The organism is Kitasatospora sp. CB02891, from assembly GCF_002803145.1.
In the GTDB taxonomy this organism is placed as follows: Bacteria; Actinomycetota; Actinomycetes; order Streptomycetales; family Streptomycetaceae; genus Kitasatospora; species Kitasatospora griseola.
The window spans coordinates 402,472-417,994 of record NZ_NNBO01000001.1; the positions used below are offsets into that span (position 1 = coordinate 402,472).

At 73.5% G+C, this 15,523-nt stretch carries 12 protein-coding genes; 8 read left to right on the forward strand and 4 right to left on the reverse strand.

All coding sequences use genetic code 11. The features are described from left to right. The first annotated feature begins 46 nt into the window (after positions 1 to 46). The 4 genes from CG736_RS01885 to CG736_RS01900 all read left to right on the forward strand — a co-directional run bounded on the left by CG736_RS01885 (position 47) and on the right by CG736_RS01900 (position 9,972). On the forward strand, positions 47 to 3,922 hold the full coding sequence (locus tag CG736_RS01885) for an NACHT and WD repeat domain-containing protein (RefSeq protein WP_100584362.1): 3,876 nt from the start codon (positions 47 to 49) through the stop codon (positions 3,920 to 3,922). 139 nt (positions 3,923 to 4,061) lie between these two features. Next, the gene (locus tag CG736_RS01890) at positions 4,062 to 7,994 is read left to right on the forward strand and encodes a tetratricopeptide repeat protein (RefSeq protein ID WP_157815354.1); all 3,933 of its coding nucleotides are present in this window, start codon (positions 4,062 to 4,064) and stop codon (positions 7,992 to 7,994) included. Positions 7,995 to 8,055: 61 nt separating this feature from the next. After that, on the forward strand, positions 8,056 to 8,544 hold the full coding sequence (locus tag CG736_RS01895) for an Rrf2 family transcriptional regulator (protein WP_100584364.1): 489 nt from the start codon (positions 8,056 to 8,058) through the stop codon (positions 8,542 to 8,544). Positions 8,545 to 8,781: 237 nt separating this feature from the next. After that, positions 8,782 to 9,972 (forward strand): MFS transporter, encoded by a 1,191-nt coding sequence (locus CG736_RS01900; protein ID WP_100584365.1) that lies wholly within the window; start codon positions 8,782 to 8,784, stop codon positions 9,970 to 9,972. Here the strand turns inward: CG736_RS01900 and CG736_RS01905 are convergent. Next, entirely contained in the window at positions 9,959 to 10,696 is a 738-nt protein-coding gene (locus CG736_RS01905; protein WP_157815355.1) for a hypothetical protein, read from the reverse strand. The genes CG736_RS01900 and CG736_RS01905 overlap by 14 nt on opposite strands. Before the next feature lie 553 nt (positions 10,697 to 11,249). On the opposite strand from CG736_RS01905, the gene CG736_RS01910 reads away from it, so the two are divergent. Next, complete coding sequence (locus CG736_RS01910; RefSeq protein WP_100584996.1) at positions 11,250 to 11,465, forward strand: e9imm peptide; 216 nt, start codon at positions 11,250 to 11,252, stop codon at positions 11,463 to 11,465. A 359-nt stretch (positions 11,466 to 11,824) separates the two neighbouring features. On the opposite strand, the gene CG736_RS01915 is transcribed toward CG736_RS01910, so the two are convergent. From CG736_RS01915 to CG736_RS01925, 3 genes are read right to left on the reverse strand one after another with little or no spacing between them, the layout of a single operon-like run. Further along, positions 11,825 to 12,226 (reverse strand): hypothetical protein, encoded by a 402-nt coding sequence (locus CG736_RS01915; protein WP_100584367.1) that lies wholly within the window; start codon positions 12,224 to 12,226, stop codon positions 11,825 to 11,827. Between the two features lie 21 nt (positions 12,227 to 12,247). Next, on the reverse strand, positions 12,248 to 12,508 hold the full coding sequence (locus CG736_RS01920; RefSeq protein ID WP_100584368.1) for a hypothetical protein: 261 nt from the start codon (positions 12,506 to 12,508) through the stop codon (positions 12,248 to 12,250). Further along, the gene (locus CG736_RS01925; RefSeq protein ID WP_157815356.1) at positions 12,505 to 12,762 is read right to left on the reverse strand and encodes a hypothetical protein; all 258 of its coding nucleotides are present in this window, start codon (positions 12,760 to 12,762) and stop codon (positions 12,505 to 12,507) included. Before CG736_RS01925 ends, CG736_RS01920 begins: the two co-directional genes overlap by 4 nt. Before the next feature lie 223 nt (positions 12,763 to 12,985). Between CG736_RS01925 and CG736_RS01930 the strand changes: the two genes are divergently transcribed. From CG736_RS01930 to CG736_RS01940, 3 genes are all read left to right on the forward strand, one after another. Continuing rightward, positions 12,986 to 13,801, forward strand: coding sequence for an SAM-dependent methyltransferase (locus CG736_RS01930; protein ID WP_100584370.1), 816 nt, complete (start codon positions 12,986 to 12,988; stop codon positions 13,799 to 13,801). Positions 13,802 to 13,934: 133 nt separating this feature from the next. Continuing rightward, positions 13,935 to 14,606, forward strand: coding sequence for a DUF4328 domain-containing protein (locus CG736_RS01935; protein WP_157815357.1), 672 nt, complete (start codon positions 13,935 to 13,937; stop codon positions 14,604 to 14,606). 78 nt (positions 14,607 to 14,684) lie between these two features. Further along, on the forward strand, positions 14,685 to 15,329 hold the full coding sequence (locus CG736_RS01940) for a hypothetical protein (protein WP_100584372.1): 645 nt from the start codon (positions 14,685 to 14,687) through the stop codon (positions 15,327 to 15,329). Positions 15,330 to 15,523: the final 194 nt, after the last annotated feature.

Genomic DNA, 15,523 nt, shown 5'->3' on the forward strand with positions numbered 1-15,523 from the left:
GGTGAGTTGAGGAGTGAAGGGGTTCGCCTGACGAGGGGGTCGGCCGATGGATCCGGAACCGGAGGAGCCCCGGGTTCACCTGGCGGCCGAGGTGTCCGGCGACGCCAGGGCCTTCATGGCCGGGCGGGACCTGTTCGCGGCCGAGCGCGACCTGCACCTCCATCTGGAGGACGGCGTCCACCAGGTGCGGCAGGTGCTGTCCGGTCAGGCCGGGACGGAGTGCCCGTACCCGGGGCTGACCGCGTTCGGGCCGGACGAAGCCCGGTGGTTCTTCGGTCGGAACCCGGCGATCGCGGACCTGCTCGTGCGCCTGGCCGGGCGGCTCGGTTCGGGCGGGCCGCAGTTCGTGCTCGGGGCGTCCGGCGCGGGGAAGTCGTCGCTGTTGCGCGCGGGGTTGCTGCCCGCCCTGAGCAGGGGCGGGCTTCCACGGGGCGGGGCGGCGCACTGGCCGCACCTGGTCCTCACGCCCACCGCCGAGCCGCTGGCCGAGGCGGCCCGCGCGCTGGCGGCGGCGGTGGGCCTGGACCTCGCCGTGGCGGAGTCGCTCGTCGCCGACCCGGCCGGGTTGGCCGCCGCCGTGCGCGAGGCGATGGCCGAGGCCTCGCTGGAGCGGCTGGTCATCGTGGTCGACCAGCTGGAGGAGCTGTTCACCCTGACGTCCGACGACGCCGAACGGCGGGCGTTCCCGGAGCTGATGGCGCAGCTGGCCGAGCCGGGCGGGGGCCGCGAACCCGTCGCGCTGGTCGTCTACGGCATGCGGTCCGACTTCTACGGCCGGGCCATGGACCACCCGCGGCTGCGCTCGGCGCTGGCGGACCAGCCGGTCAACCTCGGGCCGCTGCCGGAGCAGGGCCTGCGCGAGGCGATCCTGTTCCCGGCGCGCTCGGCGGGCCTCGATGTGGAACCCGGCCTGGTCGAGCTGCTGCTGCAGGACCTCGGGGCCACCGCCGGCGGCGAGTACGAGGCGGGCCGACTTCCGCTGCTCGCCCACGCGTTGCAGGCGACGTGGCAGCTCCGGGACGGCCGTCTCATGACCGTCGGGGCCTACCGGGCGACCGGCGGCGTCCGGCATTCCGTCGCGGCCACCGCGGAGGGGGTGTTCGGCGGCCTCGACGACGACGGTCGGCGGCTGGCGCGCTCGCTGCTGCTGCAGTTGGTGGAGCTGGGTGACGGCACCGACGACACCCGGCGCCGGCTGCCCCGGGAGCACCTGATCCGGGAGAGCCCGGATCCGCAGCGGGCTGCCGCCGTGCTGGACACCATGGTCCGGGGCCGGCTGCTCTCCCCGCGGGGCGACGGGGTCGAGATCACCCACGAGGCGCTGCTGCGGGCCTGGCCCAGGCTCCAGGTCTGGCTCGGCGAGGACCGCGAGGGCCTGTTGCTCCACCAGCAGCTCGCGGAGGCGAGCGACAGCTGGTCGCAGGACGACCGGCGGCGGCGCAGCCTGTTGCGCGATCCCCGGCTGGCCCGGATCCGCGAGTGGGTGCGGAGCCCGGGCCGCCGGGCCGATCTGACCTTGCAGCAACGGGAGTTCGTCACCGCCAGCGTCCGCGCGGCGCTGGTCCGCCGGGCGGCCCGCACCGTGGGCGTGGTCGGTCTGGTCCTGACGGTCGTGGTCGGTGTGATCGCCGTCCAGCAGTACCGCACGGCCCGGCAGCACGAGGCGGAGCTCACCTCCCGCCGGCTCGCCACGAACGCGGCGGCCATCCGTCCGACCGACCCTTCGGTGGCGCTGGAGCTGAGCCTGGCCGCCTACCGCACGTCGCCCACCGACGAGGCCCGCAACGAGATGTACGCCTCCTACGCGAGCCCCTATGCGGTGACCCTCGACGACCCCTCGGGCAAGGATCGCCCGGGGACGGTCGTCAGCCTGTCGTTCAGCGCCGACGGGCAGGTCCTCGCGAGCGGCGACACCGACCACAAGGTCAAGCTCTGGGACGTCGCCAATCCCGCCCGTCCCGCCTTCGGCGCCGCGCTCACCACCGAGGGCACCTCCGCGGTGGCCTTCGCGCCGAACGGCCGTCTCCTCGCGACGCACGGCCGAAGGTCCCTGCAGCTCTGGGACACGACCGACCCGCGCCGCCCCAAGCTGCTCAGCAGCACTCCGGACGAGACGGAGGTGGCGTACTCGCTGGCCTTCGGCCCGGACGGGCGGACCTTGGTCTCCGGGGGCGACAAGGGAGTCGCCCGGCTCTGGAACATCGCCGACCCCGCCCGTCCCGCGCCGCCCCGCACGTTCTCGGCGGACTCCGAGGACGTCACGGGCGTGGCCTTCCACCCGGACGGCCGGACCGTGGCGACCGCGAGCAACGGCGGAAGCGTGCGGCTCTGGAGCGTGGCCTCGGATCGGCCGACGGTCCTGGCCACCCTGTCGGTCAAGAGCGCCTGGAACCTCGCCTTCCACCCCGGGGGCAGACTGCTCGTGGCCGCCGGCACCTACGGGCAGCTCAACTACTGGGACGTCACCGACCCGAGCCGACCGCTGGCGAAGGAACTGCCGCTCGACAGCGCACGGGGGGACTTCCTGGCCCTCGCCTTCAGCGCCGACGGCAAGGTCCTCGCCTCCGCCAACACCGACGGCAGCGTGAACCAGTTCCAGATCGACCGGCGCCCCGACACCGTCGACATCGAGCTGTGGAACACGCTTCCCGGCTCGGGCGCCCTGCGCTCGCTGGCGTTCAGCACCGACAACCGCACCGTGGCCGTCGGCGGGGACAACGGCCTGGTGCGGATCTGGACCACACCGGGAGCGGCCATTCCGCAGCGGCTGACCGGCGCGGCCCGCAGCACTTCGGGCACGGCGTTCGGCAACGACGGCCGCACGCTGGTGACCGGGGACCAGGACGGCAGTGTCCGGCTCTGGGACCTCACCGACCGGCTACGGCCGGTTCCCGGCGCCATCCTGCCGCGCCCGTGGTCGAGCGGCACATTCCTGTCCGACGGCCGCACCCTTCTCACCGCACCGGCGGACAACTCCTCCGTCGGCCTGTGGGAGGTGGGCGACGCTCACCACCCCGTCCTGCAGGCCACCCTCGCCAGGAGCGGGCCGTCGGCCGGCCGCTTGCCGGCAGTGGCCTCCGCCGGGAGCAACGTCCTCGCCCTGACCGACCCCTCCGCCGGTGCGGTCCGCCTCTGGGACATCACGGACCGCCGCCTTCCGCGGGAGGCGGCGACGGTGGCGGTCCCGTACACGCCGGCCGGGATCGGGCTCCACCAGCAGGGGCGCGCACTGGTGGTGATCGACGAGAAGCTGGACGTGCGGCTCTGGAGTCTCGCGGATCCGTACCGTCCGGACGGACCCCACCCGCTGCCCATGGAGTTCCACGACGCCTGGGCCGTCGCCAGCACTCCGCAGCGCCGGATGCTCGTCATGGAGGAGGACCGTGACATCCAGGTCCTCGACGTGTCCGAGGTCAGGAACCCCGTGCGCACGGGAGAGCTGCCGGTGGCGGCGAACGCCTTCGGGGTGTTCGGCGGCGGCAGGTACGTCGCGGCCGCGTCCAACCGGGAACGGGCCGTCAGCTTCTGGGACCTCGACCATCCGGACGCGGCGATCGCCAGGGTCCCGCTGACGGACAAGGCGCAGGACCTGACGGTCAGCGGCGACGACCGCACCGTCGGCCTGACCACCGGTGGAATCCTCGTCAGCGGCAAGGTCCTGCTGTGGGACGTCGCCGACCCCGCGAACGTGTCCGTCGGCTCCGCCCTCACCCTGCCCGGAAGCGACCTGGAGTTCAGCCCCGACAGCAGCATGGTGGCCACCAACGTGCGCGACTCCCTGCACGGTGACAGCATCCGCCTCTGGCCACTGGACGCCGACCGCATGTACCGGCAGATCTGCGCCGACATCGGCACCCCCGTGCCCGACAGCCGGTGGACGAAGTACGCCGGGAACCACCCGTACCGGCGGCCGTGCGCCTGACGGCGGCTGACGTTCGATCGGCCGGGCCTCGCCGGACTCGCACTCCGCAGCGCGCCCGCCCTCGTCCGGCGCCGCCGATGACCGGCCGCGCAGGCCGTAGGGTGAGGGCGTTCGCAGGGTGGACGGGGGGCGGGGCGTCGTGGAGCGGTCGCGGCTGGTGGGGGTGGGTGGCCCCGGCGGGCCGGGTTCGGGGTGTGCGGTCGGCGGGCGGCTGGTGCTGACCTCCGCCCATGTGGTGCACGGCGACGGGCCGGTGGAGGTGTTCCGGCCGGCAGGTGCGGGGCCGGTCGGGGCCGAGGTGCTGTGGTGCGGCACGCCGGGCGGGCGGGACGACGCGGCGCTGCTGCTGGTCGACGAGTCGTTGTGGTCCCGGCCGCCGGGTCCGGTGCGCTGGGGACGGCTGGTGACGGACCGTCCGGGGACGCCGTGCGAGACCTGGGGGCTGCCCGACCTCGCCCAGCGGGCGGGCCGCCCGGCCGAGGCGGTGCAACTGGTCGGGGAGGTGAACCCGGGCACCGACTACGTCGGCAACCGGCACGTCATGGACCTGCGTCAGCGGCCGCCGCAGTGGTCCGCCGGCTCGCCGTGGGGCGGGCTGTCGGGTGCGGCGGTGCACTGCGGCGACCTGCTGGTGGGGGTGGTGGCCGCCGAGCGGGCGCACTCGGGCGGGGCGCAGCTGAACCTGGTGCCCGGGTACGTGCTGCACCACGATCCGGCGTTCCGGGCTGTGCTGGCGGCGCACGGGGTGCCGGCGGCCGCGCTGGAGCCGGTCGAGTTGCAGCACCTGGCCGATCCGGCGGTCGGGCCCGAACGGGCGGCCGGGCCGGTCCGCTCGCCGGCGGCGCTGCTGCGGGCGGCCCGCCAGGTGGTGCCGTTCCACGGCCGGACCGAGCTGCTGGGCGAACTGGTCGAGTGGTGCGAGCGCGGCGGGTTCGGAGCCTGGCTGCTGCACGGCCCCGGCGGTCAGGGCAAGACCCGGCTGGCGCACGAGCTGGCGGCCCGGCTGTCGGAGCGGCAGTGGGCGGTGCTGTGGCCGCGTCCCGACGCCGGGGCCGAGGAGTTGACGGACTGTCGGCTCGCGGCGCGTCCGCTGCTGATCGTCCTGGACTACGCCGAGCACCGCACCGCCCAGCTGGCCGCCCTGGTGGCGGCGGCCGCCGCGCACCGCGGTCCGACGGCGTTCAAGCTCCTGCTGCTGGCCCGCACCGACGGCGACTGGTGGCAGCAGGCCGTCACCGCCGACGACACGGCCCAGGACCACCTGGAGTACGCCCCGACCCGACGCCTCGACCCGCTCCAGGACGAGCCGGCGGGACGCCCGGCCGCGTACCGGGCGGCGCTCGACGCGCTGGCCGCCGCGCTGCCGTTCGTCGACGGCCAGTCGGGGCCCGACTGGCCCGGCGTCGCCGCGACGCTGCCGATCGCCCCGAACCTCGACCAGCCCGGCTACGGCAACGCGCTGACCCTGCAGATGGCCGCGCTCGCCGACCTGCTCGACACCACGGGGACGGCCGGGTTCGACGGCCGCCCGGGGGCCGCCGCGGTGGAGGACCGGCTGCTGGGCCACGAACGCCGCTACTGGCAGCGCACCGCGACCGCGCTCGGCCTCTCCCCCGCGCTGTCGGTGCGCGCGCTGGACGCGGTGGTCGCCGCCGCGAACCTGGCCGGCGCCGCCGACCGCGAGCAGGCCGACCTGCTGTGGCGTCACCTCCCGGCGCTGGCCGACCGGTCCCGCGACCGCCGCGACACCGTCACCGCCTGGCTCGGCGCCCTCTACCCCGCTCCCGCGCCCCGTCCCTTCGCCCCGCTCCCGCCCGACCGCCTCGCCGAACGCCACATCGCCCGCGTCCTCGACACCGACCCCGCCCTGCCCGAACACCTGCTCCCCGCCCTCGACGCCCCGCGCACCGCGCACCTCCTCACGGTCTACACCCGCGCCGCCGCCCACCCGGCCGTCGCCGGCCGCCTCGATGCCGGACTGACCGCCCTGTGCGTCCGCCAACGCGCGACGCTGGCCCCGTACTTCGTCTTCCTGGCCACCCGGAGCCGACGCCCGGGGCCGCTGCTGGCGGCGCTGGAGGCGATCGTCTCGGACCCGGGGACGCCGTTGGCGGAGCTGTCCGAACTCAGCCGACTGTTCCCGGACTCCAGCCAGATCCTGGTGCACGAGGCGGCCCGACTCGCCCGGGTGCACACGGACCGCCTGCGGGTGGGGGCAGCCACCGATCCGGACGGGTTCGGACTGCCGCTGGCCACCACGCTCAACGAGCTCTCCGTCAGGTTGAGCCAGCTCGGCCGCGTCGAGGAGAGCCTGACCGCGATCCAGGAGGCGGTCGAGCTGTACCGGACGTTCGCCGCCGCCGACCCCGAACGCCATGCCCCTGGTCTGGCCGCCATGCTGGGAAATCTCGCCGACCGGCTCACCGAACTCGGTCGACCGGACGAAGGCCTGACCTTCGCACGGGAGGCCATCGAACTGCATCGGGCGCGCGGCGAGGCGGGGCTGCCCGAACTGGCCGACGCCCTCGTCCGCCTGTCCACCGTCCTGGGCGGCCTGGGACGGCACGAGGGCGGGCTGGCTGCCGTCCAGGAAGCCCTCACCGTGATCGCGCGCCTCGCCGATTCCGACCCGTGGCCGCACCTGGAACGGCAGGCGGCTGCGATGACCAACCTGACCATCCGGCTGGGCGACCTCGGCCGTCTGCCGGAAAGTGCGGCGGCCGCGCGACGCACGGTGGCCGCGAGTCGGGCGCTCGCCGAATTCGACCCGGACGCGCACCTGTCCGATCTGGCCGGGGCCCTCGGCAACGAGTCCCAGGCCTGGCGTCTCCTTCGCCGACCGGACCAGGGGCTGGCCCCGGCGGAGGAGGCGACCGCCCTGCTCCGTCGGCTCGCGGACGGCAACCCCGATGCGCACCTGCCGCGGCTCCGCACCGTCCTCACCACTCTGGCCGACCACCTGCACGATCTCGGCCGGCAGGCCGAGGCACTGGCCGTGGCCCGGGAGGCCGTGGCCATCGCCCGGACCCTGCACGCCACCTCACCCGATACCAACCTCCCCTATCTCGCCCATGCGCTGGTCGGTCTGTCCCGCAACCTCGGTGAGCAGGGTCGGGTCGAGGAAGGGGCGACGGTCGCTCAGGAGGCGGTCGAGCTCTGCCGCCCGCTCAGCGCACTCCGCCCCACCGTCCACGCGCCCCGGCTTGCGGTCGCCCTGGACCACCTGGCCCGCCACCTCCAGCAGCTGGGCCGGGAGGAGGAAGCCCTGGACTCCCGACTCGAAGCGGTGGCCCTCCTGCGTGCGCTCGACGCACCGGCTCAACTCCCCCAATTGGCTGCGGCTCTGGATGACTTGGCCGAGCTGCTGCGTGTCCTGGGAGGACACGTCGAGGCGGTGCCGGTGTGGGCGGAATCCGTCACGGCCTGGTACACCCTGGCCGAGTCCGACCCGCGCACCCGCCTTCCGCGGCTCGCCGCTGCTTTGATCCGACTCAGCGAGGAACTCCGCCTCGCCGGAGACCGCGACTCGGCCATCCGCCCCGCCCGCGACGCCCTCGACCTCTGCCGCAGCCTCGACGAGGCGATACCCGGGCACCATCTCCCCCTGCTCGCCACCGCGTTGACCAACCTCGCCGACTGCCTGGACGGACCCGACCAGTTGACCGAGGGCCTCGCCCTCGCCGAGGAAGCGACAGCTCTCCGCCGCACCCTCGCCGCCACCGACCCCGACGCTCATCTGCCGCTGCTCGCCCACGCGTTGATCGTGCTGGCCACCACGCTCGGCATGGCCGACCGGGCGCAACACGCGCTCGACCCCGCCCGCGAAGCGGTCGGCATCTGCCGCGAGCTCCACCGCGCCGACCCTGGCATCCAGCTGTCCCCGCTGGCCGCCGCCCTGCGCGTCCTCGCCGTGGTTCATCTCAACCTCGGCCACCGCGCGGAGGCACGGGATGCGGCGCACGAAGCACTCGCCCTCCACCGAGGGCCGGCTGCCGGAGTACCCGCCGAATTCGACCGCGTGGTGGCGCAGTTCGAGCAGATACTCGCCGAGATCGACCAACTGCCGTCGTGAACCGGCCCGTTGATCGCCATTCGCTGGCGGATCACCATTCCGGACAGCTAGTATCCCGAATATGCGGACGAGCGAGGGCGTCGAGTGGGGCCTGCACTGCTGCCTCACCCTGGTGTGGCTGGGCGAGACCGACCCGGTGCCCTCGGCCCGACTGGCGGCGATGTTCGAACTGTCGCCGACCTACCTCAACAAGGTGCTCCAACGACTCACCCGGGCAGGCCTGTTGACGTCCACCTCGGGCCCGCGCGGCGGCGTCCGCCTGGCCCGCGACCCCGCCCGGATCACCATGATGGACGTGGTGACGGCCGTCGAGGGCCCCGACCCGCTGTTCGCCTGCGCCGAGATCCGGCAACAGGGCGTCTCCGCGGAGGGCGCACACCCCCGCGAGTTCACCCGCCCCTGCGGCATCGCCGCCGCGATGCGCCGCGCCGAACTCGCCTGGCGCCGCGAACTCGCCGCCCGCACCGTCGCCGACCTCGCCCAGGACGCCCCGACCACCACCATCACCCGCGTCCGCACCAACTACGCCCGCCTCACCTCCACGACCTGAGCAGGCGCGAAGGCAGGGGCGCCGCGCGGAGGGGAACACACTCGCCGGAAGGATCGCGACGCGGGGCAATGACCTGCACCTGTTCGCGACCCTGCTGACGTTCGCTCGCTGCTCGCGCCGTTCCGCCCCCTCGGCCTCGCCCGGGGGCACCCCCAGCGCCCCCGGTTGTGCGCCTGCCTGCCTTTCGCACCCGAATTCCGGATACCGACCATCCCGAATCCCGTCAGGAGCCCCACCATGCCCCCACCCCCGTCGGCAGCAGGTCTCCGGCCCGCCGCCGTGCTGGCTCTCGGCACCTTCGCCGTCGGCACCGACGCTTTCGTCACCGCCGGCTTCCTCCCCGCCATGGCCGACGCGCTGCACGTGTCGACCGCCGCCGCCGGACAGTCCGTCAGCCTGTTCGCCGCCGTGTACGCACTGGCGTCGCCACTGCTCGCCGTCGCCACCGCCCGACTGCCCCGTCGCACCCTGCTGCTGGGGGCACTGCTTTTACTGACCGCCGCCAACACCCTCTCCGCACTCGCCCCGACCTACGAAGTCCTCCTGGCCGGCCGCGTCCTCGCGGCCCTCGGGGCGGCCGCCTTCACACCGACCGCCGGAGCCACGGCCGCCGCGCTGGCGCGAGCCGACTCGCGGGGACGGGCTCTCGCCGTGGTGATCGGTGGATTGACGGCGGCAACCGCCCTCGGGGTTCCGCTCGGGCAGCTGGCCGCCGTCGGCCTGGGGTGGCGGGCGGCGCTGGGCGCCGTCGCGGCGCTCTCCGCACTGGGCGCGCTCGCGATCGAACTGACGCTCCCTCAACTCCCGGGCGCAGAGCCCGTTCCGCTGCGGTCGAGGGCAGCGGCTCTGCGCCGTCCGGGAGTGCTCGCGGTGCTGCCGTTGACGGTGCTCGGAATGGCCGCGTGCTACGTGCCGTACTCGTACAGCGTGCCGGTGCTGGCGTCGGTCGGCGTCTCGGGGCGGGTCGCCGTGCCAGTCGCGCTCGCGCTGTACGGGGCGGGTGCGGTGGCGGGCAACCTGTTGGCGGGGCGATGGACGGACCGGGTCGGTCCGGTGCGGGTGCTGACGGTGGGGTACGCGGCGATGGCGGTGTCGTTCGCGGCGCTGGCCGCTCTCGCGGCGGGGCAGCTGCGCAGCACTGTCGCGGTGGGGGTGTTGGCGTTCCTCTGGGGTGCGAGCAGCTGGTGCCAGACTCCGGCGCAGCAGCACCGGCTGCTGGCCGCCGCCCCCGAACAGGCGCCGCTGGTGGTGTCGTTGAACTCCTCGGCGATCTATCTGGGCATCGGCGCGGGCACCGTGCTGGGCGGCTTGGCGCTGCCGTCGGGTGCGGCGGCGGTGTTCGCGCTGGCGGCGGTGCTGGCGTGCGGCGCGGCGGGGTGTCTCCGTACGACGGCGGTGCGAGGTGGGGCGGGTGCTACATCCACATGAACGGCTGGCCGGCGATCGCGGCGGCGGACCGGGCGCTGGCGGTCAGCAGGTCGTCCGGGTGGTCGCCGGGGCGCTGGTCGGCGTAGCGGGCGGCGATGACGGTGATGTGGTGGCCGACCGTCTCGACCCGGATCGCCGTCATCGGCTTGATGCCCGCAGCGGGGGCCACCACCCCGTCGGGGAAGGTGAATTCGAACTCCGCCGCGTGGTCGCGCACCGCCTGCGCGGCCTGGGCGGCGGCGCCGGGGTCGAGGAAGCGCAGGACGGTGATGCTGGTGATCACGGGCTGGTCGTTGCGGGTGAGCGCGACGCCGAGCCAGGCCTGGCAGTCGAGCTTGTCCAGCAGGTTGCGGCTCTTGTCGTTCTGGACGCCCTGGCAGTCTCCGCCGTCCCGGGCGGCGGTCCGGTGGGCCTTGAACTGGTCGTAATCGTAGCTGCGCTGCGCGGGGAAGTACCGTTCGGAGTTGAAGGCCTGAGCCTCCGTCAGCGGCTTGGCGACCTGTCCGGGCGCGACGGCGACGGTGGCGGGCAGGCTGCTGGTCGGGCCGAGCCCGGGCAGGATGTCACCGGGGTGCGGCGTGGACACCACCCAGACGCCGCCGGCGGCCAGCACCGTGACGACGCTCCACAGGGCAGCCAGGCGTCTGCGCTCGCCGACGGCCCGATGCCCGGTCACCGGCAGGTCCTCGGCGGCGCCTGCTGGCGCTTCCCCCTGGATGGTCATGGCGCCGATTCTAAGCAGGTCATCCCACAATCCCACCCTCGGGTCGAACGTATCGGAAGTACCCTTGCCACCGACCGCAAGGACCAGACATTCGACTTGTCGGCAGATATGACGTTATGTCCAACTTGCCTGCACCGACCGCACACTGAGACACCGCCGGACGGCCGCACCGCCCTCCTGACCCGCCACCGCCGACCCGCCAGACGCGAGGACTTCTTGCACGCCTCTGCCTTCCCCTGCCGGACGGCTGACGGGCGCTCGGCAGCGTCGTGCCCACACCGACCGCAGGACGCCTGGAGGCCACCACGATGACGACGACCACGAGCGGGACCGGCGAGGCGCAGCACCCTGGCAGCCGCGACCCTGGCCGTACTGACGGCGGCACTGCCCCTCACCACCGCCCCAACCGCGCAGGCCTACCCTGGCGCCCGGCGCCGACCCGCCTGGTGCCCGGACGTCCCCGGGCACCGGGTCGACCTCGGCCAGGAGCTGTCCGGCCGATCACGCGGCTGTCCAGGCCGGCCCTCGTTTGGAAGGGGTGGCTGTGACGGTGATGGCTCGCGCAACGGCCGTTGTGTTGGTGCAGAAGATCATGGACGCGGACCGTGCCGACGATGCCGAGGCGTACGACGTGCTGGAGGCACTGGGCAGGGCCCTCGGCTGTCCGACCGGCTACGTAAGCGACTTGATCTTCTGGCCCAACGGGCGGGAGCTGACAGCTGCCGAGGTCGTCGATCAGGCTCTGGAGTACCGGCCCTTCGCCCTGTGAGAGCGTTTCAAGCCCGCAGCCAGATGATCGGGGCAGCTGCGGTGGCGGCGCCGGGGAAGACGTAGCCGCGCTTGTCGTACCGGGCCGCAACGGGGGCGGGAGTTCTTCAGCTTGGTGATGGCCCTCTCGACAGTGTCGCGCCTCTCGTACCGCTCCTCGTCGAAGCCGAGTGGCCGTCCGCCTCGCGGTCCGCTGCGCAGGCGGGCGCTGCCGGTGGTCCCGCCACCGGCCACAACGCGCGTTGCCGACAGGCAGGAACGGCCGCAGCCGCTCCCACTCGGCGTCTGTCGGATCACCCCGCCCCATGCCCGAACCAACGACCAGGGCAGGCGAACGTCACATGATCGGCCAGGCAGCTCCTAGCAGGAGCTCACCCTCACCGCATCCGGCTTGGCGAACGGCATCATCTCCCCGCCCGGCGGCCAGCCCCGTTCGTCGCACGGCCGGCCGGCCTCGACCTCGATCAGCCGCGGGACGCGGTCCAGCCACCGGACGCCGCCGCCGTGCTCGGGCCAGGGGGCCGTGGCGGCGCGGAACCGATCGTCCAGCTCGCGGAGCTCCGGCTCTCTGGCCGTCCGGACCGCTGCCGGCAACTCCGGCCAGGCTCGCGCCAGCTCGCGGCGGCACCCCAGGTCGTTGCTGAGCTCGGGTGCGGACCAGGAGTACCCCGCTTCGACCTCGTCCACCAGCTGTCGCCATTGCGACACCGACCTGCTGATGGCGCCGGGCGACCCGCCGGCCCATCGGTCCGCGTCGGTCACGGCCGTCTCACGACCGGCGGCTCACGCACCGAGGCCCGGGACCCACACCAGGCGCAGGACGTCGATGGTGCGTTCGTCGGGGTTGACGAAGAGTTCGGCGGTGACGGACGGGGCGAGGACGGCGCTGCGCAGGTCGCCCCAGTCGTCGACGGGGGAGCCCGCGCGGTCGTCGAGTGTCACCAGTGCGGCGGTGACCAGGGCGAACAGCAGGTCGTCCGCCTTCGAGATCTCGACCATCGCCTGGGCGGGCTGGTCCTGGAGCCAGACCCGCCACCCCTTCACGCGACGGCCCCGACCGACCGGCCGGCGACGAGCACGGGGCCGACGGCCGCCCGGTATCCGGAGCGGTCGCCGCCGTACGCCGCGGACATGGCACGCAGCCACCACGACGTGATCACCGCCTCCCGGTCCAACGGATCCTCGACCGGCCCCAACTCCGCGTAGAACCGCGCTCGTTCGTCATACGTGAGCGCATGCTCGATGCCGTTGATGCTCCGTGGCACCCGCAGCGTGCCGGACTCCGCCATTGCCGTCATGCCCTGCCCTCCCGTCCCGATGTCTCCGACCGTACCCGGGCTCGCGCGATCCGTCTGCCACCTTTCTCCAACGACTCCCCCGCACCGGCCCGGTGGAGCCGTCGCCGCCCGTTCTCCGCGACCCGCCGACGAGTTGACGGCGCCCGGCGATTCACCGTCTCCACCGGGCGGCGCGCTCCTACGATGGGGAGGCCGACAGTCCGAGCGACAGGGGTTGGTCTCAATGCCGGACGACACCACAGGAATCGATCCGTCGAAGCCGAGCATCGCTCGCATCTACGACTATCTGCTCGGCGGCACGGACAATTACGCCGTCGACCGCGAGATCGGCGATTTCTTCCTCAAGGGACTGCCCGGTTCGGTGGCCGTGCCGGTCGAGAACCGGCGGGCCCTGATTCGCGCCGTGGGAACGATGGCCTCCGACGGCATCCGCCAGTTCATCGACCTGGGCAGCGGTCTGCCCACCGCCGACAACGTGCACCAGGTCGCCCAGCGGCACCGGCCCGACGCGCGCGTCGCCTACGTCGACAACGATCCGACCGTCCTGGCCCACGGCCGCGCCCTGTTGGCCGCCGACGAACGCACCGCGGTGATCGGGGCGGACGTCCGTGAGCCGGAGAGCATCCGACGCCATCCCGACGTGGCGAACCTGATCGATTTCGACGAGCCGGTGGGCCTCGTCTTCAGCGCCGTCCTGCACCATCTCGACGACGCGGAGCGGCCCGGGGATCTGGTCCGCTGGTGGGCGGACCAGGTGCCGTCGGGCAGCCAGGTCTACCTCTCCCACTTCCGCTCCGGCGACAACGAGCAGACCCGGATCGCGGAACGGAAACTCCAGGAAACCTTCGGCCGCGGCCGCTGGCGCACCGACGAGGAGATCACCGCCCTGTTCGGCGACCTCGAACTGCTCGCCCCGGGCCTCGTCAACTGCTCGCTGTGGCGGCCGAGCTACGCGACGGGCAGCAACACCGGCGCGGAGCGGCGCGAACTGACGGTGTGGGAGCGGATGATCTCCTGCGCCCTGGCCCGCAAGCCGTGACTTGTCACTGACTCGCGGTGACTCGGCGGTGGGGGACCTCGACGGGGCCGACGCGATCGTGCGGTGCCGCTGAACGGCCAAACCGGCTTTGACAATTCGAACGCGACCCCTATTCTTCAGCCCATCTCTGCGCGTGACCAGCACCGCAGGCACGTTCCGGTGGGGGCTCGCCGTGCACTCCGAATCCGCCTACGACCAGCCGCAGCCGCGGGTCCTGCCCGAGCACGGCTCGCTCGCGGGCTTTCGGCGACTGGCCGTCGCCGCGCAGGTGGCGATCGGCGTTCAGACCGCCTGGAACCTGGTGCTCGGCGTGACCGGCGGCACCGGGTCGACGCTGTTCCGCGTGTCCTTGCTGCTCGTGCCGGTGCTGTTCTTCGCCCCGGTCGTCCTGTTCATCCTCTGGTTCCGGCGCTGCCGGATCAATGTCGACCGCTTCGGCCCGGGGCTGCAGAAGTACTCGGCGGGGTGGACGATCGGCGCCTGGTTCATCCCCCTGGCGATGTGGTGGATCCCGCGCCGGATCGCGCTCGACATCTGGCGCATCACCGCGCCCACCGCCAGTGCCTGGCTGATCAACGCCTGGTGGGCCGCCTGGCTCGCCAAGACGCTCGGCTCCCTGTGGGTCAGCCGGCTCAGCGGGAACGCCAGCGGTTACTCGCTCTTCGACATGGCGGCCGGCCTGGCCGCCGGAGCGCTCGCCATCCTGCTGATCCAGCAGGTCACCTCCCACCAGGAGGCCCGCCTGCGCGCCACCGCGCAGCCCGTCCCGCCGGCCCCGCCGGCCCCGCCCGCGCCGCACGCCTGACGGCTGCACTCCCTCCCGACGCCCCCCGCTGCGCTCCCTCCCGACGCCCGACGCCCGACTCCCGATGGAGGAGAACCCGTGCCCGACCGTCTGACCGAGGTGCTCACCGTGCTCGGCCCCGGCGAGCACCGCTTCGCCGACGCCGCGGCGTGGGCCGAGTTGGAGGCCGGTCTCGGCACGGCACTGCCGGAGGACTTCAAGGCCGTCGTGGACGCGCACGCCCCGATCCGGATCAACCACCACCTCTACCTGCACCATCCGGCCACCGACCGGTGGAACCTCGGGAAGTGGATCCGCGAGACCGCCCAGGCCTGGGCCGACGTCGACTTCGACGAGGAGGAGTGGGAGGACCCGGAGGAGGACCCGCGGACTGCGCTCGGCCTGTCGGAGGTGACGTTCGGGACCGCCGGCGGCCTGATCCCGATCGCGGGCACCGACCGCGGCGAGTACGTCTTCCTCGCTCCGCTCCCCCACGACGACAGCGACGATGGCGACGGCGACAGCGCCAGCGACGACCCGGGCCTGCGCATCTGCGTCGTGGACCAGGACATCTGCTGGCACGAGTACCGGATGAGCTTCACGGAGTGGCTCCACCGCTACCTGGCCGGCGAGGACATGGGCGGCCCGAACAGCTCCGCCTTCCACCCGGGCCCGGTCGACCTCCAGTACCTGCCGATGTCCCGCGACGACCGCCCGGCGGCCCGGTCGGGTCCGGACCGCTGAACGCGCCGACGTGCCGCCGTGCCGCCGTGCCGCCGATCGGACGTCACCCTGTGTGATGCATGTCTCGCCGGGCGCCGAGCGCCGTTGAATACCGTCAGATGGTAAGCAAAGCGGCAGGTCAGGGTGTGTTGTGACTACTCGCACACGCTCCGGGCGATCTTCTGGCGTGTTCCCTCTGGCGGACGGCGGGGCCG

Excerpts from the sequence above, each read along its gene's own strand:
- CG736_RS01905 (WP_157815355.1), bottom strand. The coding sequence starts at position 10,696 with ATGACCATCCAGGGGGAAGCGCCAGCAGGCGCCGCCGAGGACCTGCCG.
- CG736_RS01895 (WP_100584364.1), top strand. The coding sequence starts at position 8,056 with ATGCGGACGAGCGAGGGCGTCGAGTGGGGCCTGCACTGCTGCCTCACC.
- CG736_RS01885 (WP_100584362.1), top strand. The coding sequence starts at position 47 with ATGGATCCGGAACCGGAGGAGCCCCGGGTTCACCTGGCGGCCGAGGTG.
- CG736_RS01925 (WP_157815356.1), bottom strand. The coding sequence starts at position 12,762 with ATGACGGCAATGGCGGAGTCCGGCACGCTGCGGGTGCCACGGAGCATC.
- CG736_RS01900 (WP_100584365.1), top strand. The coding sequence starts at position 8,782 with ATGCCCCCACCCCCGTCGGCAGCAGGTCTCCGGCCCGCCGCCGTGCTG.
- CG736_RS01910 (WP_100584996.1), top strand. The coding sequence starts at position 11,250 with ATGGCTCGCGCAACGGCCGTTGTGTTGGTGCAGAAGATCATGGACGCG.
- CG736_RS01930 (WP_100584370.1), top strand. The coding sequence starts at position 12,986 with ATGCCGGACGACACCACAGGAATCGATCCGTCGAAGCCGAGCATCGCT.